Raw genomic sequence first — 23,090 nt, forward strand, 5'->3', positions numbered from 1 at the left:
TGTTAGCTTTGAGAACGGCTATATCTTATAGATTTGTCGGTTGGCTCCAAGATAATGGTGACGTATTTGCCATACACCTAGCAGGTTTGGGCTATGTTTGGGCTTGAATTTTGTTCAAGTCCCGTTATTGTCAATTTAAAGCTGGCAACTACAGAACAGCTTTAGTGAAGCGTCAATCCCACATAGTTCCAACTAATACAGATTTTTTTGGTGCAATTCTTCTTTCAACTTCGCTTGAATGTCAAAAGGCTCTCCCCAATCCCAAATTTTTACTTCTAGGTGTTCGTTAAATACCATTATTTCAAGCTCTATCAGAGTTTCTAATGGCAGATTTTTGTGAGCGTGGCGAACAGCATTCGTAAACCCTTCAATCACAGCAAGTTTACACTGATGCAAAACGGCTAGGGGAATTGGTAGAGGATCTAACTGTTCTACCCACGATAAAACTTGAGCAACAGCCTTGATATCAGTATTTACTTGAAGGATAAATTTTTGAACTTGCTGGTTATAACTTGGCTCCGCTGGGCGATTTCGTTGCTTTTGAAACCTGAAATTAAAGCTGTTTAAAACATCGATCGCGCGCTTAAAAAAACCATCTTGACTGCTGTGTTGGGATGGTACTAGACCAGGCTGCTGATAATATTTTACAATGAACAGACAGTTTCGACCGTCAGAAGTGCGGGTATAACTTAGCTCATCGGCAATTTTGCCAATAATTTTTATACCTATCCCACCTGACGGAATTTCATCTATGTTATCTCTCATGGTGCTATCCTTTGTCATCATTTAATGTGTACTTTTTTACCTAAAAAAGAGAGTGACATTCTAAACGATTAAGTTTGCATGATTTATGCCTGACTTTTCCCGTATGCCGTGCAGTTGTTGTCCCGCTCATTTTCTCTTTTTTGCTTGGGTCTTGACAAACTCAGTTTGCGATCGCTAAACTGAGCGAAAACTGACATTGACAATGAGATAAGTAAATTATATAATGACCACCCTCAAAGCCTCTGAGGAGGGATTAGTAAAAATTAGGCAAGCTAGAAGAGAAAGGGGCTCGACGATAGAAGACCCCAGATGGCTAGTAGAAGCTAGTAAAGCATTAGATCCAGATCGAACTTGGACAGAAGCCGGACCCTATGCCGATGGCCTTTCGCTGCCCACTTGGAGGCGCTTTTTAGCAGGAAGAGAACCCATAAAAGCCAATGCTTTCAAGGCCTTCTGCACGGTTTTGCAGTTGAATTGGGAAGAAATTGTCGATCGTCCTCCTTTAGCCTCCCCTTACCAAGGGGGGGTTGGGGGGGTTAGAGATTTTTGCCAACAGCCTATTGATTCGGTAGTCCAAGAGATCCGGCAAAAATGCCACAGCAAAATCCAACAGCTTTACAGCAAAATGCAACTGTTGGATATTGCACAGCCCGTTGATGTCAGCAACCTCTACGTTGAAGTCAACATTTTGGAGGAAATTACCAGTTGGCAGCCGGGAGAAATTCGCGATTTACTGAGAGACTTCAACCCAGATGCAGATAACTTTAACCGCTTAGGTTTAGGTAAAGTACGCCAGAAACGAGTATCAGGATTGGATGCGGTGAAATCTCACTCTAAACTAATGGTACTCGGCAAACCGGGTTCCGGTAAAACTACTTTTTTGAAACACATCGCCATTCAGTGCGATCGCGCCAAATTTGAAGCCAACAAAATACCGATTTTTATCTCTCTCAAAACCTTTGCTGAAATCGCTAATGTTGACTTATTAGAATATATCAGCGACGAATTTGCCAGTTGCGGAGTTGAGGCGCGATCGCAAACTGAATTCGCACTCAGTCAAGGCAGAGGGCTGATTTTGCTCGACGGCTTAGATGAAGTGCCAGAATCAGATAGCGATGCAGTCGTCAGACAGATTCGTCATTTTGCCGGAAAGTATTACAACAATCAGTTTATTATTACCTGTCGAATTGCCGCTTCTAAGTACAGATTTCACGAAGAAGGATTTACCAATGTTGAGGTAGCCGATTTTAATAACAAGCAAATCGCTGCCTTTGCTCGCAATTGGTTTGTGGCATTTTCCCAGAATGTGGAGGCAGGGAAAGCTTTAGCTTCTCAATTTGTAGAGCAGCTAAAAATGGGTAAAAATCAGCAAATTCGAGAACTGGCAGTAACGCCTATATTGTTGAACTTGAGTTGTTTAGTATTCCAAGCCAAAGCAGATTTTCCATCGAACCGAGCCCAGTTGTATGAGGAAGGACTGGAAATTATGCTCAGAAAATGGGATGAAACGAGAGGCATTGAACGGGATGAAGTTTATCGCGATTTGAATTTGTGTCGCAAGAAACATTTACTTGCTTTTGTGGCAGCTATTACTTTTGAGCGGGGTGATTACTTTTTTGAAAAACATCAAATTCAACAAGTGATTGCCGATTATCTGGCTAATTTACCCGATGGCACAAGTGACCCCATTCAGTTGGAGATCCATAGTGAGGTTGTCCTGAAGGCGATCGAGGCACAACATGGATTATTAGTGGAGAGGGCAAGAGGGATTTATTCGTTTTCTCATCTAACATTCCAAGAGTATTTCACTGCTATAAAAATAGTTAATAATTCCGATTCACAAGCTTTGGAAAAACTGGTCAGCCACCTGACCGAGAAGCGTTGGCGAGAAGTATTGTTCTTAGCAGTTGGGATGTTGCAAAAAGCTGATGATTTTTTACGGTTAATGAAACAACAAGTTGATGGACTTGTCGCTGAGGATGAGCAGTTGCAGCAATTCCTACTGTGGGTAAATCAAAAATCCCTTTCTGTTGATTTTCCGTACAAACCTGCGGCAGTGAGATTCTTTTACTTTTCCCTTCTTCCATGCCTTGAGCTTGCTCTTAATCGTAACCCTGAACGTTTCCTTGACCCAGCCCTTTACCTTGCCGTTAAATATACCTTTGACCCTGCTGTTGAAATTACCCTGGACCTTGTTCTTGACCTTGCCATTTTGCCTGTACTCGACGGTGCTATTGACCCAGCCCTTAGTCTTGCCCACGACATTCTTCTTATCCCTCTTGTTGAACCTGAATTAATGCAAGCACTGCAAGAACTTAAGAAACAGCTACCTCAGCCAGATGGTGACAAGGAAATATTTAGGAAATGGTGGCAAGCTAATGGACAAGTTTGGACTAGCGAATTAAGAAAAATCATCATTTCCTATCGCAATATAGGTCACGATTGGCAATTTAGCGAACAGCAGAAGTCATTGCTGAGGAAGTATTACGATGCTAATAAAGTGCTGGTATATTGCCTCAATAGCGCTTCTAATGTATCTCCTGCTGTGCGGCAGGAAATTGAAGGAACATTGCTGTTGCCGATCGCACATCTCCAAAAAACCGGTGACAAGGGCGATCGCCCGCTCTAATTCCACTCGCTACCTACTCCCATATTAAGATGCGAGCGCCCCACAATTCCTCCTTCAAAGCGGGGAAAGTGTCACAGGATATATCCACCTTGAAAAACTGGGAAAAATGGCAAAAAGCCCCCTTTTTTAGGGAGCTTACTTAGCGACTTCAGTTATGCTCAAAACAGAAATCCTACTGCGCCTTTAGCAATTACTTTTGAGGGGTTGCTACACGAACTTTGGGAATATCCATTATCGGTGCATTCACCCCAAGCATCAAATCGTTAGGATTAACAATCTCCACCAGAGGCTCGTTCAAAGCCATAATCAAACCGTCCGATTCACCCGAAACGGGCGATCGAGCAAACTGGGGAGCAAACAATTGGCGATCGCCACCGACACCAGACACTAGCGCAATCAACAAAGCTGCGATCGCACCTCCACCCAAAATCCAAGTTTGTTTCGGCTTGCGTTCCACCCGCTGCAAAACCTTCGTCGCCAACTCTTGTGCAGATTGTTCCGAAGCAGGCACCGGCATTGCCTGAAAACTCTGCTGCATCATCAGCAGTCGCGAGTACAAACGTTTCGTAGTGGGGTCATTTGTCAGCCACTCCTCAACTTGCCGACGTTCTGTCGCCGTCACTTCACCGTCGAGGTAGGCACTCAGCAATTCAAAGCGATCGCGCATCATAGTAGTTACATTCCCCTGGGGATAATTGTTGTTAGCTTGACTTTCAGCGAGTGAATCCCCGATACCTTGCTGATTCTGATTTTTATCCGATTCAAAGTTATAATTCATATTTCAAAATTGCTTTAATTGGAGAAAGGACGCACCCGCGCTTAGAATGATTTACTGCTTTTTTATATTTTAAAAAAGAAGTTTTGATATGACAGCAAACATCACCAAATCTTCTTGCTCTGCCTCTAAAAGCACTATTGCTAATTACCATCGAGATATTTTTGCAATTCCAACTGCAATCTTTGGCGAGCTCTAGCAATTCTCGACTTGACAGTTCCCAGAGAAACTCCAGTCATTTCGGCTATTTCCTCATATGCTAAACCTTCAATTTCTCTTAAAACAATTGTCGTGCGGAATACTTCCGGCAAATCGGCGATCGCCACCCGCAACTGATCGTAAAATTCTCTAGTCGTCAAATCTTCATCAGGCCCCGGACTGTCGGCCGGAATTTCCCAATCTACCTCGCCATCTTCCAGAGCACGGGGTACGTCCAACGACAGCGGAGTTCGCACCCGCTTGCGCTTCCGCAACTCATCGTAAAACAAATTAGTGGCGATGCGGCTCAGCCAGCCCCGAAATTTAACAGGCTCTTGCAAGCGGTTAATATTGCGGTACACTCGAATCCACACTTCCTGAGCCAAGTCTGCTCGGTCTTGCCAGTCAGGGGCCAAGTGATAGAGAACCCTGTCTACGTGGGACTGATACCGCTTCAACAGTTCTGAAAAGGCAGTGCTCTCAGGTCGATTTCCTTCCTGACAACGCAATACCAAGTCATAATTAGAGAGTTTTTCGGCTGGCAATTGCACTCTTTGAACGGTCGCCACAACCGCAGACCAGGACACGGAAATAAAGTCGCTCATCGGTGGAATTGGCTCATCGAACATTCCACACTTTTTGACGGTAGCAGATCCCGATTGGTTCCCGCGCTCGGAAACTGCGATCGGCTTCAGTCATCAAACAGTCAATGACTGCTGACTGCTTACTAATGCCCGACAACCTCGCACGCTCCAATACTAACCCAACTGCTAGAACCGTCGGCCCAATGTTCCTTTTTCCAAATCGGTACATTGTGTTTTAGCGTATCTATCGCGTACTGGCAAGCTGCAAAGGCCTCCCCCCGGTGGGGACAGCCAACAGCCACCAGTACGCTGATTTCGCCCACCTGCAAGTGTCCGACTCGGTGGTGAATGGCGACCCGATTGACATCGGCCCACTGGCGGCGGATTTCCGTAGCGATTTGCTGGAATACTCGCACGGCCATCGGTTCGTAGGCTTGATATTCTAGGGAAACTACAGCTTGACCGTCAGTTTGGTTGCGGACTGTACCGCTCATCATTACCACGGCTCCGTTCGCGGGGTCATCTGCCAAAGCGTATATTTCCTCTACAGACAACGGCGCTAAGGTAATGGCGAAGCTGTCTGATTCATGGCGTTGAGGAATTGTGCCGATCGAAAGTGCAGCGCTAGAGTTCATTGCCAAAGAAGTGGTGGTGGAGAAGTTAATTGATCTTGACACAAATCAAGTCGCGATCGATCTTGCATCGTTGTCCGGGAAACGGGGTGGCTAATGTTGAGAGCCATCTCGTAGCACGGGCGAGGGCCCGACGCCATCACCCCGAACTTTTGTACCAGTGCGATCGGCTACAATATAACTCGCCCCAACCAAATTAAGAGCGTGATTGAAGACGAGCAGGATGCTTGTTCGATCAAATTAACTGCCGATATTGCTGTAGCAACTCAATAAATAAGCACACCCCAATAAGTAGTGTCATTCGTAACTCCGTACAAGCAATCTCAAACCCCAAGCGATTACTTTGTTCCCTTTTGAATGACACAGTTAACTTTAATTCGGTCCTCCTACTTATCGGTGTAGCCAAAATTTTTAGCAGCAGATGTAAACTTTATTTATTTTTTTGTTCCGGAAAGCTACTTAGATGACATGATATACCTGTGCAGGGTTGAGGCAAATTGGCGGATACTAGACAAAAGCAAAATCGTAACGCCCTCATGTGCCTTATATGAAACATAAGTTAATAGTTTGGGCTGTTAATGGAGGTTTCGACCTGAGTCTGCACCAATAAATGTTAACAACAATCACGAGGAAACTATGGAAGCACTAGCATTGAGCCACTCTTTTGTTGCTTATGAATCTCCAGAGTCCGAACTCCAAGTCAAGTCGTTAGATCAACTGGGCTTGAAAATTCCTAATTCTGCATGGATAGGCGTTGCAGGTATGGCAGTAGCTTTATCTGTTCTGAGTGTCGGTGGCGAAGCCCAGGCCGCTTGCTACTCCCGCTGCGGCAAGAAAAGCCATCACGGCCATCACAGCTACGCCAAAGTTGTCACGAATGGCGGCCGACTGAATATCCGCAACCGCCCCGATAGCTGTTCTCATGTAATCGGCAAGTTATATTATGGAGACCACGTAAAATTGACCGGTCGTTACAAACACGGCTGGGCCCAACTGAAAGGTGGTGGCTGGGTGTCTGCGTCCTGGCTTTCCTAACTCTTAACTAGAGCAATTTACATTTCTAGAAAGAGTTTTAATCGTTACCCGGTCATACTGGGTAACGATTATTGTAAAGAGGCGATCGAGCCTGAAAATAATCGAATATCCGAAATTCCTGACTCACAACTAACAGCCTAAACTTTACCACCGCCGATCAGATAAAGTAATGCCATCCGCACCGCCACACCGCTGGTAACTTGCTGAGAAATCAGGCTAAACTGGGCATCGTCCATCAAATCCGAACTAATTTCCACGCCGCGGTTAACTGGGCCTGGGTGCAACACCTTCACATCAGGCTTGCAGAGTTTGAGTCGATCGCGCGTAATCCCGTACAAAGAATGGTACTCTCGTAAACTCGGCAGCAAATGGTCGCTCATCCGTTCCTTTTGCAGCCGCAAAGTCATCACAAAATCAGCATCGGCCAAAGCAGGTTCAAGATGCCAGTGCAAAAATAATTTGCCTTCCCTACCATCGCCACACTCAGCAAACAACAGCGGCAGCAAAGTTGGAGGCCCGGCCAAATGAACCTCGGCCCCACAAGCCGTTAGACTCCAAATATTAGACCTAGCCACCCGCGAATGCAAGATATCCCCGACAACAGCAATTTTTTTGCCCGCTAAAAGTTCCAGCCGCGGACGTTCGGTATCTAACAGAGTACAAATAGTAAATAAGTCTAGCAAACCTTGCGATGGGTGTTCGTGCTGGCCGTCTCCTGCATTGAGAACGCTGACTCTCGAACCCAAGCGATCCATTTCCGAAGCAATCGTGCTGGGAACTCCAGCTTGTTCGTGGCGGATCACCATCAAATCCGTTCCCATCGCCAGATAAGTCTTAGCCGTATCCAGAATAGTCTCCCCCTTCGTCAGAGAAGAACTTCCCGGGGTAAAATTCAGCGTATCCGCTGACAGTCGCTTCGCCGCCAACTCAAAACTATTGCGAGTCCGGGTAGAAGGTTCAAAAAACAAATTCGCGACCACCTGACCCTGCAGGGCCGGCACTTTCTTCGTGCGGCGGCCGAGTACCTCCCGAAAACTGGCTGCAGTTTGCAGCACCGTATCGTATTCGTCCGAGGTAAAATCAGCCAGAGTGAGAATGTGTCGCCTTGTCCAAGTCATACAATTTTAGATTTGAGATTTGAGATTTGAGATTTATTGAATCAAGACGGACGATGGGTTTGAAACTTGCCTGCTGGCCCACGTGGGGCAGCCTAGAATGTTTGATCGACATTTAGGGGTGGCGATCAACAGTATCCAACAATTTTTGATCGCTTTTGCGGTAAGTAGAGTTATAATCAGTTTATGTAGCTCAGACCCCACTCTCACAGCGAACCCAGCGTCGAAGGTGAAACAGGTGTGGTTTACCCGCAGGAAAGCGGAAATTACGCTGTAGCAGCGAAAGAGCAGTAGTTGCAGTTTCTCCTACGCAAACTCAGCCTTGTCCAGAACAAGCCGAACGCAGCCCTTGCATCTACCACTATGTGGAAACAACTATGTAGAAACAATCGCGGCGGCAAGCCTCCCACTGTCACTCGACAGCATATAGCGGGACATTTCAAAGATGATTAATTCTTTGAAGTCGGTCTTGACTCTTCAGTCCTGCTTATAGGCCCTTGTCAAAACGAACAGTGTTAAGATACAAGTTGAATATGTAGCTTCCCGACAAAAATCTACACGTATCTTGGCGAGACTGTTCTTGGCGAAACTGCGGTAACAAGTGTGAGCTGGGAAGTTGTAATTACACAAGATTTAAACAATTCAAGAGGTATTATGAGCCAGCAGGTTATACAGCCGATGGTTAAGTTCCAGCGTCAGGTGCATTCTCTTGTCACGTCTGACATTATCAAGCCGACAGACAGTATTTGGAAAATTGCTCTGCTTTACGGCGACGAATGGCCGTATTGGAAACAGCAATTGCTAGAGTTTGATTTTTCTATGCAAGACCCCGTGAGCGAGTTGATAGCTGTAGAAGCTTGGGACGAGGAATAACAGATGAGACGGAGGACTGGGGTGTCGGAGAGAAATTTCGAGGCGATAGGGTAAATTTTCTTTCATAAATTTCCGTTGCTAGCTTCTTCCCTCTTCCCTCTTCCCTTGGCCCTCTTCCTAATGACTTGCGACTTTTGATTTGTGACTTCTATTAAAGGGAAGCTGCTAAAGCTCGAGCTAATTGTTGAGCAGTTTGAAAGCGATCCCCAGGCTTAGCTGCCGTGGTTCGCAAAATGGTATCCCGCAGCTTGGGGGCGATCGTCGGAATATTTTCGAGCTTAAACCCGTACCCTCCAGGTATTTTCCCGTAAAAGTTTTGAGGGCTTTGGGCCGTCAGCAAAAAAATCAAAGTAGGCCCAATAGCATATAAATCCGACTGAGGGAGAGGCTGTCCCCTGTCTTGTTCTGGTGCGGTGTAGCCTTCAACGCCGATGCGAGTCCCTGGAGGAGTGCCGATTTCTTTAACGGCACCAAAATCCAGCACTGTAATGCAATTGTCGCGGTGGCGCACCAGCAAATTAGCAGGTTTAATATCCCGGTGGACGATCGGGGGTTTTTGAGAGTGAATGTAGCCCAAAACCTCACAGGTTTGGATCATCCACTCTATTGCTTGTTGGGGAGCAACAGGGCCACGGTTGTAGATGCGTTTTTCTAAATCCTCGCCGTGGAGCATTTCCATCACCAAGTATTTTTTCCCCCCTTCCACAAAAAAGTCAAAAAACTGAGGAATTCCCCGATGGTGGAGGGCCTTGAGAGTTTTAGCTTCACGTTCAAACAGTTCTTGAGCTTTGACTATTTGAGCCATATCAGCATTCATTTCCTTGAGGACTACCAGAGATGCTGCGGGGGAACTTCCGGGTTTTTGAGCTTTTGCTTTCTCTCGATCCCAGGCTAAAGTCGTTGTCCCCATACCGCCTTGGCCCAAAGTTCTCAGCACTTGGTAGTGTCGGACAGTGCGATCGACTTTAATCGGTTCGCCACAGTGGATGCAGAATAAATTCCCCGGCGGGTTTCCCGCATGGGTACACCTCGGGGTGGCGAGATTGACGGTGGGGTTAGCCTCAATCTTGCCACCGACTTCAATAGTAATAACTTGGAAATGGAGAATTGGGCCGCCCCGCGCCAACTGGATCAGGGCACCGTCGGATATCCAACCCTGAGACATGAGAATACCGTTTACCAAAGTGCCATTTGTCCCCGAATTGACTAAGTACCACTGACTGGATCTCCCGTTATTAACTCTTTGCAGTTCCAGATGCTGCCGCGACACTAGAGCGTTAGGGATCACAACGTGATTGTCTGGAGAGCGGCCGATGCGAATAATGGATTCGCTCTCGAAACTCCACTGTTGCAGGGGGGTCTGTTTTTCTGGATCTAAAAGAGTCAGCAGCATTTTTGATGGATGTGGTTAATCTGCTAATAACTAGCAGGAGTTGCCCCGGTTCGGGCTGGGCAATTCTTTTGCCCAGCGCCAACTGTAATAGCTGGCTATTGAACGAGGAACTAATAACTAGCTCTGTTGCAGCGTTTAACCGTAAATTTACTAGAAATCAATCTGTTGCATCGTTCGCGTAATAAGTATTATTACTATGATTTCAGCCCTTAGCTTCATCACATCTTGATTAAAGCACATTTTTTATTAAAAATTGCATAAAGATGCTATCGCTCTCTCATTTTTGTAAAATATTTTCAATATTATTGCTGATAAATAGATCGAGCTTTTTACCCAAGTATATCTACTTCATCCTATCAAAATTAAGGACAGAATAACAATGACTAAAAACTTACAAAAAATGGCTGTTGCTGCTGCTATTTTGGGATTGGTGGCGACCGCAGTCTAATCTGCAGAGGCTGCATCAGTGAAATTAACTTTTTTTCAGGACACCGACACTCCTGTAGCTGTAGGCTCTTTCAGCTATGATGAATCGACTCCTTATGAAGCTATTTTTCCGTCAAGAAGTGTGGGAACACCTCCTTTAGAAATTAAGGCCAGCGATAAATGGTTTGTAGTACAGGATTTTGCGGTAAATTTACTCCGGCTGTCGTGGAACTTGTCCCAGGCTAGAGTTGGCGACAGGGGTACAAGGCTTTCACCTTTCTTGTCGGCACCGTTTGACCGACATCAATTACAAGTTGTTACGGCAAGTTTTTCCCCTTTCGGTTCCGAAGAACCCAATCTGTGGGGAAATGGGGCATTTGGAAATATACGAACACCTCCAAATCTGGTCATATTTGGGAATAGCGACGGGCCAGGATAATAGAATGAGCTGGGTGCAAAATGGTTTCCAATCAAACGGAAGCTACCTCAACAGCGGATAGGTAATAGCAGAGGAAATCAAGCCTTGCTCTGAAAACTCAGAGGTTGTTCCTGAACCTGGAACAATGGCAGGTTTAACTCTGGCAGCCGCTGGCTTGGGCTAGGCCAAGAAAAAGTGTGGAGCATCCACATTCTAAAATCGAAATGCGCCTACCTGCGCCCGAATGATAATTGCCGTGATATTGTCGTGACCGTTGCGTTTGTTGCCCAGTTCAATCAACTGGGCAACTCCCTGGTCGAGATCAGCTTGGGGATTGAACAGAGGTTCGAGAGTGTTTTGCCAGTGAGTTTCCAACAAATCATTATCTGTCAAACCGTCGGAGGCCAAAATCAATAAGGTATCTTCGCACAGGTCTAAAAACTGCACGTCGGGCTTGAGAAAATTACTGTCTCGCGGGCCGATGGCTTGAGTTAGTTGATAGGCGTCGGGACGGGCATAAGCAGTTTCCGGGTCAACCCCGCGCTTTATTTCGCGCTGCCCTACTTCGTGGTCTGAGGTGATTTTTTCTAGGGTTTGTCCCTTTCTCAGTCGGTAGAGGCGGCTGTCGCCGACGTGGGCAACGGCGAATTTGGTGTCTTGAACTAAGACTGCGACTAGAGTTGTACCCATGCGGGCGCTGCCGGAGCGTCCGTCCTTTTGATTGATTTCAAAGATGGCTTTGTTGGCTAGTAGGACTCCCTCGCGGATGGTATCTGCAGGAGGTAGTTGATTTTCCCAACTGGTTTGAAAAAATTCTCTGAGGGTTTCAGCGGCTAGTTGACTGGCTACTTCTCCCCTGTCATGTCCGCCCATGCCGTCGCAGAGAATGTAAAGCCCTTTGATTTGAAAGATGCGACCGAAGGAGCTTTCGAGTTTGTTGAGCTGAGTCCAGATGCTGAAGAAGTCTTCGTTGTGGTCGCGCGTGCGGCCAACATCGGTGAGGCCTGCGTCTTCTAAGCTGTAAATCTGGACGGGCATGGGCTGGGTTAAGACCTCGCCAACCTCGGGGGGGGACTGGTCTGGGCTGCGGAAAGGCCCGCGCGTCGGGGTTGAGCTTGGTGAAGGTGCAGGTTGGAGTTCGAGGGGAACAGTTTCTAGGCGCGATCGCAATTCTTCGATTGTGTTAATCTCGCCTCTGTACATTTGTTGCAGCAGTTCGAGCAAGGCGCCAAACTGAGTGCGATGATCCGACTGGCTAAATATCACCTGCCACAATTGCCCCAAATCTACCAGTTGCAGGTTTGAGCCGGCGGATTCGGGATAGAGGTATTGCAGCCGCAAAGAAGCCAAGGAAAAGGAAGAGTCGGGGTTGACTCGCAAATTTGTCAGTTCCAACAAGCTTTGCCGACAGCGCCAGGGTTCTAGGGCAGCCCACAGTTCTGTCATTTCGTGCAGCCAGTATAAAATTTGCTGGGTGGAAGTTTCAGGTTGATTCCACCGTTCTACCAGCAGCGGCCATTGGGAGCAGTCTTCTAGCAGCAGCACTGCCTGTTCGTTGTCTGACCAGCTATCGTGAATGACTGGCAGGTTTTGAGAGAATTGCCACCGGAGTGCCAGATAAGGTTCAGCTATGCCTTGGCACAGCTCTGCTAAGGCGGAATTGGTTGAATTTTCTCCGCGTTTGATTGCTGCGCTATAGGGGGATGTTCGTCGGGCGACGCTGGCAGAGTTGGCTGCTAGCATGGCTTTGAGGGGTGACATTTCCAGCGGCTGACAGTCCAATACTGTTACTGCTACTGTGTCTGAGCGTTTTCTCGGCGGCACGGTTTCTAGGAGTTGGTAGCGCTGCTGAGTGTCTAAATAAGCTCCGGCTGGCTGGGAAGGGATTAAATATTCTGAATTGGGGACGGGGAATTGTGGAGATTGGGGGGAGAGGTCAGCTATGTTTGGGCTGTCGGGGTTCTCTGTTGCTTCCTGGATTTGTTTAGGGTGTGGTGCGGTTGTAAAAATCTGCTCAGGTGGGGTTATTTCGCGCTCTGGTGCTGTATTAGAGCTTTTTTCTGTTGTTTGAAAGGATGCTGGTGCGATCGCCCCCACGGCTACCACAGCGTCTTCAGGGCTGCTGAATTCGGCGGCTTCGGTCAGTGGAGAAGTTGGTTCTACGGCTGTTTGGGGTTCGGCTGGGGTGGTGATTTCTGTTTTAATCGCGTCTGTGATTGGTTCAGCAGAGTTTTGGGGCGATGCGATTTCTGGAACCATCTCTGGTTTTTGGGGAAATTCGGCTGGGGGTAGGGTGGATTCGTCTGGCTCGACTGCTGGAAAATTCGATCGACCGCAGATAATGGCCCGCCACACTTGACCTGTTGCGACGCCGCAATTCTGACATTCTTTGGCGCTAAAAGCGACTTGGGCACCGCATTCGTGGCAAGGTTTGTAAATTAGGGAATTTCCGCATTGTTGACAAAACTTGTTTGGATTGGGATTTTCAAATTGGCAGCGGGGACAGAGAAGCATAGGGGTTTTAAATTGGAGATGGGCGATCGAGTTTGGCGGTGGGGAGTTTTGGGTTTTGGGCTGTGAGTTAGGAGTTATGAGTTTTGGGCCTGACTCGCAACGGATAACTCCCATGGCCCTATGCCTTATTTTATCGGGATGAATTCAGAACTCAGATATTTCTTAGAACTGAGATGTGGCCTCCGTGTCAGGAATAGGCCTGTTAAGCCACACCTACAAAAACCTCTCTCGCTTCACAGGCGAGAAAGGCAGCGCCATCGGCGGCAGCGAGTGCGGGCCCGACAAGAAAAGTTATCTCATGAGTGGAACTGTCATCCTGCCTATGCTTAACAATGCTGCTAGATCTCAGTTAGAAGGGATTTGCTGTAGAATCTTCTTGGAAAACAGTCTCTCGGGCGATCGACACAATGGTGGAGAGGGGTACTTCACAGAAATATTTCCGCCGGAATTGTTCTTCGGAGACTGCTGCTAGGAATTGCGCTGCAAAACGCGCGGCAATCGGGGAATTTGGCACTGAGAATTGAATGGATTGGCTATCTAATAAGGGTTTGGGGATTTGATCGAGCGCGTCTTGCTGCTGTGCGGTTTCGGCTTGTCTGGCGATGTGGAAAGCTCGATCGCGGTAATGGATTTGGAAACCGAGATATGTTAGGGTTTTGAACCCTAGTTGCAGCGATGTGTCGCTGATGCCGAGTTTTTGGCGGAGTTGCTGTCTGGTGACGGGTTTGTTGGTGCGGCTGAGGTATTTGGCGATGCCGATTAGCTGTTGGCAGATTTGCTGTGGGGGTACGAGTGGGGGTAAAGTATAGGCGATCGCGAGTTTTTTCTGAGTGTACTGTGCTTGCCGAAACCATATCCGCAGTTCGTCCCAGCTTGCGGGGCATTCTTTGAGGACGATCGAGTTTTCGCGATCGACCTTTTCGGAATTGTAAACTAGATTGTCGATCGGCATTTGAGATTCTAAGTTTGTGCTAGCGCCTACTAACTCTTCATCGTTATTTCTATTGCGCCAGTCTACAATCCAATCTATTGGAGTCTGAGAATTTATTTGGTTGTCTTCCGTGCGTTCTTGCACTGATACGAGGCGCACTTCATACCGCGATTTATAAGTATTAAAATCGAGTTCAACGGTGACATCGCAGCGGCCTTGGGGAACTTCATTTTGATTGTGTCCCCACCAAATGCCGGGAAATCCCGTATCGCTAGATTCGTCCCTAATTGTAAATTCTGTTTTGATATATTCTACTTTTTGCCCTTTCAAATCCTTAATTTTTTGATTCCACAGATTGTCAAACCAGCAGTTTTCAATCAGCAATTTGGGGGCGGGGTTGCCCATGCCGCACGGTTCGAGCAATTTTAGTTCTTGAAATAAGTCCTTGCCTAATTCGGAGACAGTAATTTTTAAGTCGGCTTGAACGGGCGCGGCTGTTAAACTATCGGTGCTGTATTGTTGTCGCAGTTGCTGATTAACTGCATCGGTAAATAGGGGGATATTTTCAACGGGGAGACTCAATCCGGCGGCGAAGGGATGACCGCCAAATCTGTGCAATAAATGCGCTTGGTCTTTGACTAATTGGTAAAGGTCGATTTGATTGGCGGAACGGGCGGAACCCCTGGCAATTTTGGATGGGGAAAGTGTTGGTGATTCTGAATCTAAGAAGGAGGTAAATTGCATTTCCGGGGAATTTTCATTAATTTTTTCGCTTCCTTCTGTGCTGAATAAAATCACGGGGCGGCCGTATTCTTGGGCGATTTGTCCCGCTACTAATCCTAATACTCCTACGGGCCATTGCGGATCGCTGAGGACGATGACGCTAGTAGTTGAAAGGTCGAGTTTGGCTAGTTTGTTGGCGGCATCTTTGGCAACATCTTTTTGTAAAGATTTACGTCTGCTGTTGGCAATTTCGGTTAAATTTGCTAGTTCTTCGCAGCGTTTTTTGTCGCGGCTGGTGAGGAGTTCTACGCAGAAGCTGGCGTCACCTTGAATGCGGCTGACGGCGTTGATTCGGGGGCCGAGGCCGAAGGAAATGTCGGTTGGGCGATCGCCCGATCTTTTGCACAGTTCGAGCAATTTTGCAACTCCCGGGCGGGTGGGATTTGCGATTTGTTTTTGCAGTTGTTGGATGCCGATTTGTGCTAGGTAGCGGCTGTCTCCTGTAAGTTGGACTAAATCGGCAATTAAGCCGATCGCTACTAATTCTAATAAATCTGTGAGCGGGCGCTGCGGAATATCCGGTAATGTGTGATATAGTGCTTCAACTAATTTGTAAGCTACTCCCACTCCTGAAAGGTTAAATAGTTGGTGGTTTGGCGGAAAGTAGCGGGGATTGATAATGGCTGTAGCTGGTGGGCGATCGTCTGGTAATGTATGATGGTCGGTGATAATTGTATCGATGTTTAAGCTAGTCGCATATTCGATTTCGGCGATGTTTGTACTGCCAGTATCACAGGTTATAATTAAGCTAATTCCCGATTTTGCTAAGGCATCTATTCCGGGAATGTTGAGCCCGTGAGATTCGGTTAAGCGGTTGGGAATGTAATAAATTAGTTGGTCATTTTGAGCAAAAAATTCTCCCAGTCCGTCCCAAAGTACGGAGGTTGAGGTAATGCCGTCGGCGTCGAAGTCTCCCCAAATTGCGACTTTTTCTGCGCTGTTTCGTGCTTGCTGGATTCTTTCTATTGCCCAGTTCATTTCTAGTCCGAATTCAAAGGGACTTGCTGGCTGGTAAAGTTGGGGATTTAAGAAACCGGGTATTTGTTCGGGATTCTGAATTCCTCTATACCAGAGAAGTGCAGCGGCATAGTTTCCGGGGAGTTCTGGTGCGTGGTTTCTGACAGCTTGGATCAGCCAAGCTGGGGGTTGTGGTAAGGGTTGATTTTGCCAGTTGTGAGGGGTTTCTGTCATTCGATTTTAGATTTTAGATTTTAGATTTTAGATTGTGACTACAGATGAATCTAGGGGCTTGTTTGTATGTTAAATAAAACTTAAGCGAGTCACTGGTTCCCCGATTCTGCCTGGGAACCCATTTCCAGAGGCTCTGCCTCGCTTACGATCGGGAAAATTGGAGGCAGAGCCTCCCTATCGGCGTTACTAGGCTCTGCCTGGTAACGAGTAAAATGGGGGGGGTTTGTTTATATATTAAATAAATATTTCGTCGATTATAGCAAGATTTGGCAGCCAATCCGTGGGAGTTTCTGCTGCAAGATTGGGTAAGAAAGCTGTGTTGTCTGTTGTGCGGTTGCAGCGAGTGGCAAATTGACAGGAATTGCAAAGATTGGAACTAATTTCTACTTGGGGTAAGAATTCGCCGCCTTCGGTATAGCGCTGCCGCCAGTCGGTTAGCTGCTGCAATAGGTCGGTTAAATCTTGTTTTGTGCGATCGTGTTCTGTTTGGCTGTAATAAAATGTGAGTTTTTGCGGCGGTTCTTCTCCTTGCAATTGTACGAACCAGTATGTCATGGAAACTTGTTCGGGGGAATAGTCGCTGGTTTCTACTAAGACGTATAAATAGAGGCGAGTCTGCCAACTTTCGGCTATCCATTTTGATTTTTGAGGGCGGGGATAGGTTTTCCAGTCGAGAATTTGGGCGGAATTTGGTTCGGCTATTAGCAAGTCATAGATAACCGTGAATAGGTAGTCTTGGAAAATTAGGGTGCGGGGGTGTTCGGCTTGGCGAAAAATGTTGTCGCTATTTTCTGAATCTGTGAAAAGTTCGGGTGCGGTGTTGATAAATGCTGCCACACAGCGTCCCAGTTCGGGGTCTTGTTGGATGATAAATTCAATGGGAAGTCCGAGTTCTCGCTGCTGCATTAATAGGTGAAAGTGGCTTCCCCATGTGAGTTTTTCTTTGTGTTCTGGGGAGGCGGTGGTGGCGAGTAGTTCGAGGTAGCTGTGTTGAAATTTGCGGGGGCATTCTTCGAGGATTTTGAGTTGGGTTTGGGATAGTCGAAGCATTTTTATTTAGGATATTAGGGCTGGGATTTATGAGGGGATAATTTGAGAATTGCGATTTTTAGATGAGATTGCGAGCGCACTTCTGTTAGATTTTTTGGATGAACGGGCGCTCTTAGTTTACTCACTCAATACAAAATAACTTTATTTTTTCACTTATGAGTCATATTGACGCTTAACAAAAACCCTAAAAAGTGAGGTATCAAAATTACATTTATTAGAATATCCCGGTAACATTACTTTGATGGGAAGATGTCCCCGTGGAGATTTTCTGAGAGAGTATTTAATATCAGAGTAATATATCCAATCACCCTTCACGTACCAACCAACCTTCTCAGCAAACTTCGCTTCAAACTCATTATAACCAGAGATGTTATTGTTAGGTTTATTACCAACAATGCTTTCCCAAATCTGCTTTTGCATACTAAAACCAAAGAGTCCTTTGCTATGTTGTACCCAGAGCTTATCCATATAATCGAGATCTTTAATCGGTAATCTTTCAATGTCGGAACCAGATAAGAAGTTGTAAGAAAAAAGAAAATTTCTTGGGTCTTTTCCTAACATTTCTAGTATAAGCTTCTCGGTTTCTTCATCAGCTTTTATCCATTCTTTAGCTTCGAGCAAGCTATCTAATTTAGAATACTTGCCCCCGACCACGGAAGTAGATTTAGCAGACGAACTATATTGAGAAGCAGCCGCATATTTAATAACTTCTTTAGCTGCCTCAGTTTCATTATTTATTCGATTAGACGTATTATTTAAAGACTTGGCCCACTTAACCACTCTTTTTTTGACTTTCGGGTTACTGCGGGCTTTTTCTGCTAAATCTTGGGCTACTTGAGCCTCAGCTTTATCCGCACTATATCCCTGATTTTTAAGTTGCTCTACAACCTCGCGCAACTCTGCGACGACATCAGATAAGTCCTGATTGGTGTTAATGTAACAACCTTGTATTTCTATATAGTCTCCCTGGATATAGTCGCCATAAATAGATTGATTATAATTACCACCCCCTGTGTAAATATCGCGATCTCTATTTTGGGTATTGTCTTCTAAGTTAGTTCTTGATTCTTGTGGAGTATTAACGCCTAAATCCCATAACAATTTAGAAGCTCCGAATATTACAACGCTAGCTATCAACCTAGTTAGAGTCAGAACGCCCGTGCCAACAATCGCAAAACTTATTAGTCCAACTAATACGCTAAAGAAGTAATATCGTTGCTTTTTACTTCCTGGTAGCCGAGATATTAAAATACTGAATTTATTAAAGATTCGTCTTATTTTACCTATCATTAATTTAGCGAAATAAGCTGTTCGGGATTATAATTTAACTTGTAGGGTGGGCATCCTGCCCGCCCTACAAGAGTTTGAATAAGTCGGCCTCTCCAGATTAAATGCGCGACAGCTTATCTGTCCTTCAAAGAGGAATACCTAATAATCCTAGGGCTAGCTTGACTACCCCTACCACTGCTTCACCAATCAGACCATTGGCACCAGCATCCAGTACATACTGTCTCAACTTCACTAACCTGCTTTTGGCCTGAGAATCATTATTAGCTTGAGACACTAAGTCACTAGCCACTTTCTGCTGAGCATCCTGTGGAGTGTATCCCTGTGTTTGAAGTTGAATTAATGATTCTTGAATTTGAGTCGCTACTTCAGATAAGTCCTGACTCCTACTTATGAAATTGCCTTGTATGTAATTGCCTTTGATTGATTGGCTATAGTTACCCGAACCCATATAAATGTTGTGATCGTTCGCCATATCTATGTCTCCTTGAAGTTGATAGATGTGAATAGAGAATTAAGGAGTATTATTCTTAATTTCTAAAAATTTTGCCACCATTATAGCCAGAATTTTCGTCCTAGTCAATAGTAAGGAACAATTATAATACTTTTAGTTGTTTCTCTTTGCAGCTTTAACGGCAGGATGGATCAAGTCTTCAGGAATTTGATTGCGTTCAATATAAGTATTTATGGCGTTGCTGATTTACGGTATGAAACCTTAAATATGCCCGTCATAGAAACCAGTATCCACAAAGCTTTTGGATTTTAAAGTTATTTTTTTCATACCCTGATTAAGCAACGCCGTATTTATTTCTTCTTGGTTATCCAAATAAAAGCTCAGCGCGTCCAAAATTTGAGCTCATTTCAGGTGAGGTAAGTGCATGGGGATTTCTTCAGGAGTAATACCCAAACGCCACAATTCCACGATCGCCCGAACGGAAGTCCTCGTTCCTACGATAATTGGTTCGCCTTGCAAGATTTCAGGATGACGTGTGACATAACGCGAAACAGCTTGATAAGCGTTTTGTGACATAATTGTGTTGTATTCGTAAGGAGTACACAAAAGGCGTTAGTAAGTTTCTTGGCGGGAATGTACTAACGCCTTTTTCATTAAAATTCCAGAAAACATCACAACAATTGTCAATTGTCAATCCTTAACGCTAATTTTTAACGGTTATCTTATCTGAAACTTTTATCGGCTATGGATTTGAGGGTTTTAGCAAGTGTTGAATTGTTTGTAAAACTGATAGATTTTTGATTTTTAACCGCAGATGAACGCGAATAAACGCGGATGAAAGAAAGATAAATTGAGAATGATTTAAGGGGCGATCGCACTTAATCACACATCACCAAATCACTCTTTTGTCAAGACAAAAACACTTTCTTTATTCCCTCGTCCAATCCGCAAATCCTTATCCAAATAAGTGATATCCAGCCATCCCTGCTGTTCGCGAGTATCCAGCCCGATATCTACAGCAGCGAACTTTTTCCCGGACTCGATCTCATTGATAAACTTAACCGGAGATTCATAGCCAATCAACCTGCTTAAACCGAAAATCGACCGCTCAAACTTGATCTGCACTCGGCGTTCGGAAGTTGCCTCAAATCTCGCCGCTACACTGACAATTCCTTCCAAATAAGGCAATCCGTAAAGTTCGCCAATGTTGTAAACTTTAGATTCGTTGACGCGGATAGATTGATAAATTTGACCCAATTTCACCAAGGGAAAACTGTCAAGATTCAGCAGGTCGCGACTGCTGGTGTACAATAACCGCCAATCACCATTTAAAAGCTCTGCGGCTTCGACAGGGCGTGGTGTGGGGTTGTAATCTTCCAATTTGGCGATCGCACTTAAAATCGCTTGTTTGTCGCTGGGAGTCGCCAGCAAACCGCGATTCTTACCAGCAATTATCTCTAATAGTGCAGATTTTCTAAGCATGATTTTTTAAGAAGGAAGAACACGGATTTTGACACGAATACACGGATTAATTATCGAACGTCAGGCAAAAGTCAGACCGCTCTTTTCTTCAGTCTCAAGCGAGAGGGACGAAATTTTGTGTAGTAGCGATTTTAATCGCCGAGTCCGCAGAGTATTAACAACTAATAACTAAGATACCAAATTTCACCAGATAGAGCAGAGTCCGATACAGGGATGCTAATTCTTGGTCATTTTTGGTATAACGCCTGATAACTTCTCCGACGCTGACAGCACCCTTTTGCTCGATCGCATCCAATATCTCCCTCTGAATGTTAACAGACATTCTTCTGTCCTGACCGAAGCTGGTAAACCAAATTGTTTGCAACTCTCTCAGAAGTTCTGGTGTGGCCATCGCACCCAGACTCAGCATCATCTCATTGCTTAAACTTCTAGTCGCATAATTACCTAATACCCGAAACGGATCGTCGCCTAGGGGATAAGGCGGCTTCCCGGGTTTTAAAGGTGCTGACTCCGGTGCCCCCTGGCGAATCTCTGCTAATTCCTGCCACAATTGTTCGTAAGCAGCAATTACTACTTTCCAATCATAAATTTCCCTCGCCCTTTGTCTGGCATTTTCCCCCATCCGCTTTCTCAATTCGGGGTTTTCAATTAGTTGGCACAACGCCAAGGTGCAAGCATCAATGTCAACTGCTGTGGCGAGGGAAGTGTGACCCATGTAAGTCGGCCAATTTAAGCTGCCGTCAAGATAATTTAGGGCTAAATCTAAACAAGATTCCGGGGGCGGGATGAGTGTGGGAATGCGGAAGCCATCTATTTCGTGGCGTACAGATTCTTTGTATCCGTTCCAATCGGAGACTATGGCCGGCAGTCCGTTCGCCATGGCTTCTATTGGTGTTAGTCCGAAGGATTCTTGTATGTTGTCGGACAGCGAAATGAAAATGTCTGCCGCCGACCAAATATTTGTTCTAATTTCCGGCTGTCTCCCATCTAAAAAAATAGCATTCACCGAGGGACAAAATATTTGTGCGCTATTTTTAAAGTCGGGTTCTTCTCTCGGATCTTCGATCCAACCGGCTTGAATTAAGTGGATTTTGGCTTTTGTCTGTTGTGAGGCCCGTTCTAGGGCGATGTACATGGGTACCGGATGAGCTTTTGCAGAAAAAGTCAATCGACCGACAAATAACACAACAATATCTTCGGGAGAAATCCCGAGTTCTTGTCGTAGTTGGCGGCGACTATTAACTGCTTCCACACCCTGCGGAAACGCGCTGCAATCGACTCCTAGGGGAATAACGGGGAATTTGACCAAAATTTCCGGTTTACCGCCGTTACGCTGCGCTAAATATTCAGACCACTCTCTCATAACTCCTTCTACTGCTGTTTTCACGGCTGTAGAGGTGCATATCAGGGCGTCCCAAGGCTGCATGGGTGCGGTGATCAAATCGCCGATCGCCTCCATGATGTATTTTGTACCGATCGTGTGAGTAACGCCGCAAACGCTGTAGGCCCGCTGATCGACAAATCTGCGCGCCCACACCATCTGCGACAAAACCGGATCGGGTCGGTAAATTGTGCCTGGTTGAGATAGCAAATCCGGTCGTTCCATGGGAATCCAGCGAACTTTCCGAGGTTTTTGCAGCCAAGGTTGGATGTGCGAACAAAACTCCTTAAAGGTTGTGGCGCTATCGGCGCAACAGTAGAGAGAGTCAGCGGTTCCGTGTTGGACTAAGCTTTTGAGAAACCCTTCTCCGGCTGAATGACGCCCCAGAAGTTTTTTGCCTCCGGTGTGGTAACCCTCTTTGTTGTATAAAACCGCTGCCGTTATATCCATTCTGAGATTTATTGCTTGAGAGTTGACTGAAGAAGCCAGAGGGCATTCGGGCTCAGGCTTTGAGGAAAAACCAGGAGACTGTTGTGAATCAACGCCTTGCCGTTAGGGAGGCTTGCAGAATAGGATCGCCGCGTGTCCCGCGATATCTTAAAGACGATCGTCTGGGGTGACAATGCTTGCTGCTAAAGAAGGATTGGCAAGAGCGGATTTTAGTGTTATCCTGACGCCCATGCTGGGGGGCGATCGCCTTTTGGGTCTCCCATCTTATCCGATCCGGAACCAAACAGTGCCTGTGGTATAATGCTTTAGCCTTGCTAAATGCCCGATTGGCAAGTGCTCGATCGAAGCAGCAGCCCGTCGGCAAAACGTTACCTCCACTCGATCGCGTCTTTGTCTTTAAAAACCAAGAATCATGTACAACCCATCTCTGCGTCAAATACCTCGCCACTTGCCTGCGGATGTAATTCCATTAAAGCAGCAATCTTCTCTTTTAGACTGGTTGGAATCTAACAATCGCCTGTTAGCAAGGGATGTCCAAGAACCCGACTATCTGCACGAAGAAGAAATTTCTGAACTTATGGCAGTTGACGACAGTCCTTACGATGATTTAGAAGATGAAGTAGAAGATGATGTGAGTGTAGGGGAAGAATAACTGGTAGAAGGGTGAAGGAATCAACCGGAAACAGGGAAGAAAAACTAAGAGATTTCTCAGTCTCCTGTATCG

General features: G+C 45.9%; 20 protein-coding genes. 6 read left to right on the plus strand and 14 right to left on the minus strand.

What is annotated here, in order from left to right:
* Positions 1-192 precede the first annotated feature (192 nt).
* Complete coding sequence (locus QUA62_RS18860) at positions 193-765, minus strand: ATP-binding protein (protein ID WP_333405922.1); 573 nt, start codon at positions 763-765, stop codon at positions 193-195.
* Between the two features lie 223 nt (positions 766-988).
* Between QUA62_RS18860 and QUA62_RS18865 the strand changes: the two genes are divergently transcribed.
* Positions 989-3,394 (plus strand): NACHT domain-containing NTPase, encoded by a 2,406-nt coding sequence (locus QUA62_RS18865; RefSeq protein ID WP_333405924.1) that lies wholly within the window; start codon positions 989-991, stop codon positions 3,392-3,394.
* A gap of 190 nt (positions 3,395-3,584) precedes the next feature.
* Here QUA62_RS18865 and QUA62_RS18870 read toward each other — a convergent pair whose 3' ends face one another.
* The 3 genes from QUA62_RS18870 to QUA62_RS18880 form a co-directional block, all read right to left on the minus strand.
* Positions 3,585-4,172: a zf-HC2 domain-containing protein gene (locus tag QUA62_RS18870; RefSeq protein ID WP_333405925.1), complete on the minus strand. Its 588-nt coding sequence runs from the start codon at positions 4,170-4,172 to the stop codon at positions 3,585-3,587.
* A 140-nt stretch (positions 4,173-4,312) separates the two neighbouring features.
* Entirely contained in the window at positions 4,313-4,972 is a 660-nt protein-coding gene (locus tag QUA62_RS18875; RefSeq protein WP_006631278.1) for a sigma-70 family RNA polymerase sigma factor, read from the minus strand.
* Positions 4,973-5,094: 122 nt separating this feature from the next.
* Positions 5,095-5,586, minus strand: coding sequence for a molybdopterin synthase catalytic subunit (locus QUA62_RS18880; RefSeq protein WP_190659969.1), 492 nt, complete (start codon positions 5,584-5,586; stop codon positions 5,095-5,097).
* Between the two features lie 633 nt (positions 5,587-6,219).
* Between QUA62_RS18880 and QUA62_RS18885 the strand changes: the two genes are divergently transcribed.
* On the plus strand, positions 6,220-6,618 hold the full coding sequence (locus QUA62_RS18885) for an SH3 domain-containing protein (protein ID WP_333078472.1): 399 nt from the start codon (positions 6,220-6,222) through the stop codon (positions 6,616-6,618).
* Between the two features lie 137 nt (positions 6,619-6,755).
* Here QUA62_RS18885 and QUA62_RS18890 read toward each other — a convergent pair whose 3' ends face one another.
* Positions 6,756-7,736: an aspartate carbamoyltransferase catalytic subunit gene (locus QUA62_RS18890; protein WP_333405927.1), complete on the minus strand. Its 981-nt coding sequence runs from the start codon at positions 7,734-7,736 to the stop codon at positions 6,756-6,758.
* Positions 7,737-8,387: 651 nt separating this feature from the next.
* Between QUA62_RS18890 and QUA62_RS18895 the strand changes: the two genes are divergently transcribed.
* Complete coding sequence (locus tag QUA62_RS18895) at positions 8,388-8,606, plus strand: DUF4327 family protein (protein WP_006631282.1); 219 nt, start codon at positions 8,388-8,390, stop codon at positions 8,604-8,606.
* 151 nt (positions 8,607-8,757) lie between these two features.
* On the opposite strand, the gene QUA62_RS18900 is transcribed toward QUA62_RS18895, so the two are convergent.
* Positions 8,758-9,999: a protein kinase domain-containing protein gene (locus QUA62_RS18900; protein WP_333405929.1), complete on the minus strand. Its 1,242-nt coding sequence runs from the start codon at positions 9,997-9,999 to the stop codon at positions 8,758-8,760.
* 466 nt (positions 10,000-10,465) lie between these two features.
* On the opposite strand from QUA62_RS18900, the gene QUA62_RS18905 reads away from it, so the two are divergent.
* Together QUA62_RS18905 and QUA62_RS29455 are read left to right on the plus strand one after the other, a co-directional pair.
* The gene (locus QUA62_RS18905; RefSeq protein WP_333405931.1) at positions 10,466-10,864 is read left to right on the plus strand and encodes a hypothetical protein; all 399 of its coding nucleotides are present in this window, start codon (positions 10,466-10,468) and stop codon (positions 10,862-10,864) included.
* Positions 10,865-10,940: 76 nt separating this feature from the next.
* Positions 10,941-11,027: a PEP-CTERM sorting domain-containing protein gene (locus QUA62_RS29455; RefSeq protein ID WP_445301690.1), complete on the plus strand. Its 87-nt coding sequence runs from the start codon at positions 10,941-10,943 to the stop codon at positions 11,025-11,027.
* Positions 11,028-11,056: 29 nt separating this feature from the next.
* Here the strand turns inward: QUA62_RS29455 and QUA62_RS18910 are convergent, their stop codons facing one another.
* The 8 genes from QUA62_RS18910 to QUA62_RS18945 form a co-directional block, all read right to left on the minus strand.
* Positions 11,057-13,357 (minus strand): serine/threonine phosphatase, encoded by a 2,301-nt coding sequence (locus QUA62_RS18910; RefSeq protein WP_333405933.1) that lies wholly within the window; start codon positions 13,355-13,357, stop codon positions 11,057-11,059.
* A 349-nt stretch (positions 13,358-13,706) separates the two neighbouring features.
* The gene (locus tag QUA62_RS18915) at positions 13,707-16,262 is read right to left on the minus strand and encodes a DHH family phosphoesterase (RefSeq protein ID WP_333405935.1); all 2,556 of its coding nucleotides are present in this window, start codon (positions 16,260-16,262) and stop codon (positions 13,707-13,709) included.
* Positions 16,263-16,496: 234 nt separating this feature from the next.
* Positions 16,497-17,312: a PD-(D/E)XK nuclease family protein gene (locus tag QUA62_RS18920; RefSeq protein ID WP_333405937.1), complete on the minus strand. Its 816-nt coding sequence runs from the start codon at positions 17,310-17,312 to the stop codon at positions 16,497-16,499.
* A gap of 153 nt (positions 17,313-17,465) precedes the next feature.
* Positions 17,466-18,602 (minus strand): GUN4 domain-containing protein, encoded by a 1,137-nt coding sequence (locus tag QUA62_RS18925; RefSeq protein ID WP_333405939.1) that lies wholly within the window; start codon positions 18,600-18,602, stop codon positions 17,466-17,468.
* 124 nt (positions 18,603-18,726) lie between these two features.
* Entirely contained in the window at positions 18,727-19,074 is a 348-nt protein-coding gene (locus QUA62_RS18930; RefSeq protein WP_333405941.1) for a hypothetical protein, read from the minus strand.
* A gap of 381 nt (positions 19,075-19,455) precedes the next feature.
* Entirely contained in the window at positions 19,456-19,629 is a 174-nt protein-coding gene (locus QUA62_RS18935) for a DUF433 domain-containing protein (protein WP_445301689.1), read from the minus strand.
* A 321-nt stretch (positions 19,630-19,950) separates the two neighbouring features.
* Complete coding sequence (locus tag QUA62_RS18940; RefSeq protein ID WP_333405943.1) at positions 19,951-20,535, minus strand: PAP/fibrillin family protein; 585 nt, start codon at positions 20,533-20,535, stop codon at positions 19,951-19,953.
* 154 nt (positions 20,536-20,689) lie between these two features.
* Positions 20,690-22,366 (minus strand): glycosyltransferase family 4 protein, encoded by a 1,677-nt coding sequence (locus QUA62_RS18945; RefSeq protein ID WP_333405945.1) that lies wholly within the window; start codon positions 22,364-22,366, stop codon positions 20,690-20,692.
* Between the two features lie 412 nt (positions 22,367-22,778).
* Between QUA62_RS18945 and QUA62_RS18950 the strand changes: the two genes are divergently transcribed.
* Positions 22,779-23,018, plus strand: a complete 240-nt coding sequence (locus QUA62_RS18950) for a DUF3134 domain-containing protein (RefSeq protein WP_333220415.1) — start codon at positions 22,779-22,781, stop codon at positions 23,016-23,018.
* The last annotated feature ends 72 nt before the right edge of the window (positions 23,019-23,090 follow it).

The organism is Microcoleus sp. MON1_C1 (assembly GCF_036701945.1).
GTDB lineage: Bacteria > Cyanobacteriota > Cyanobacteriia > Cyanobacteriales > Microcoleaceae > Microcoleus.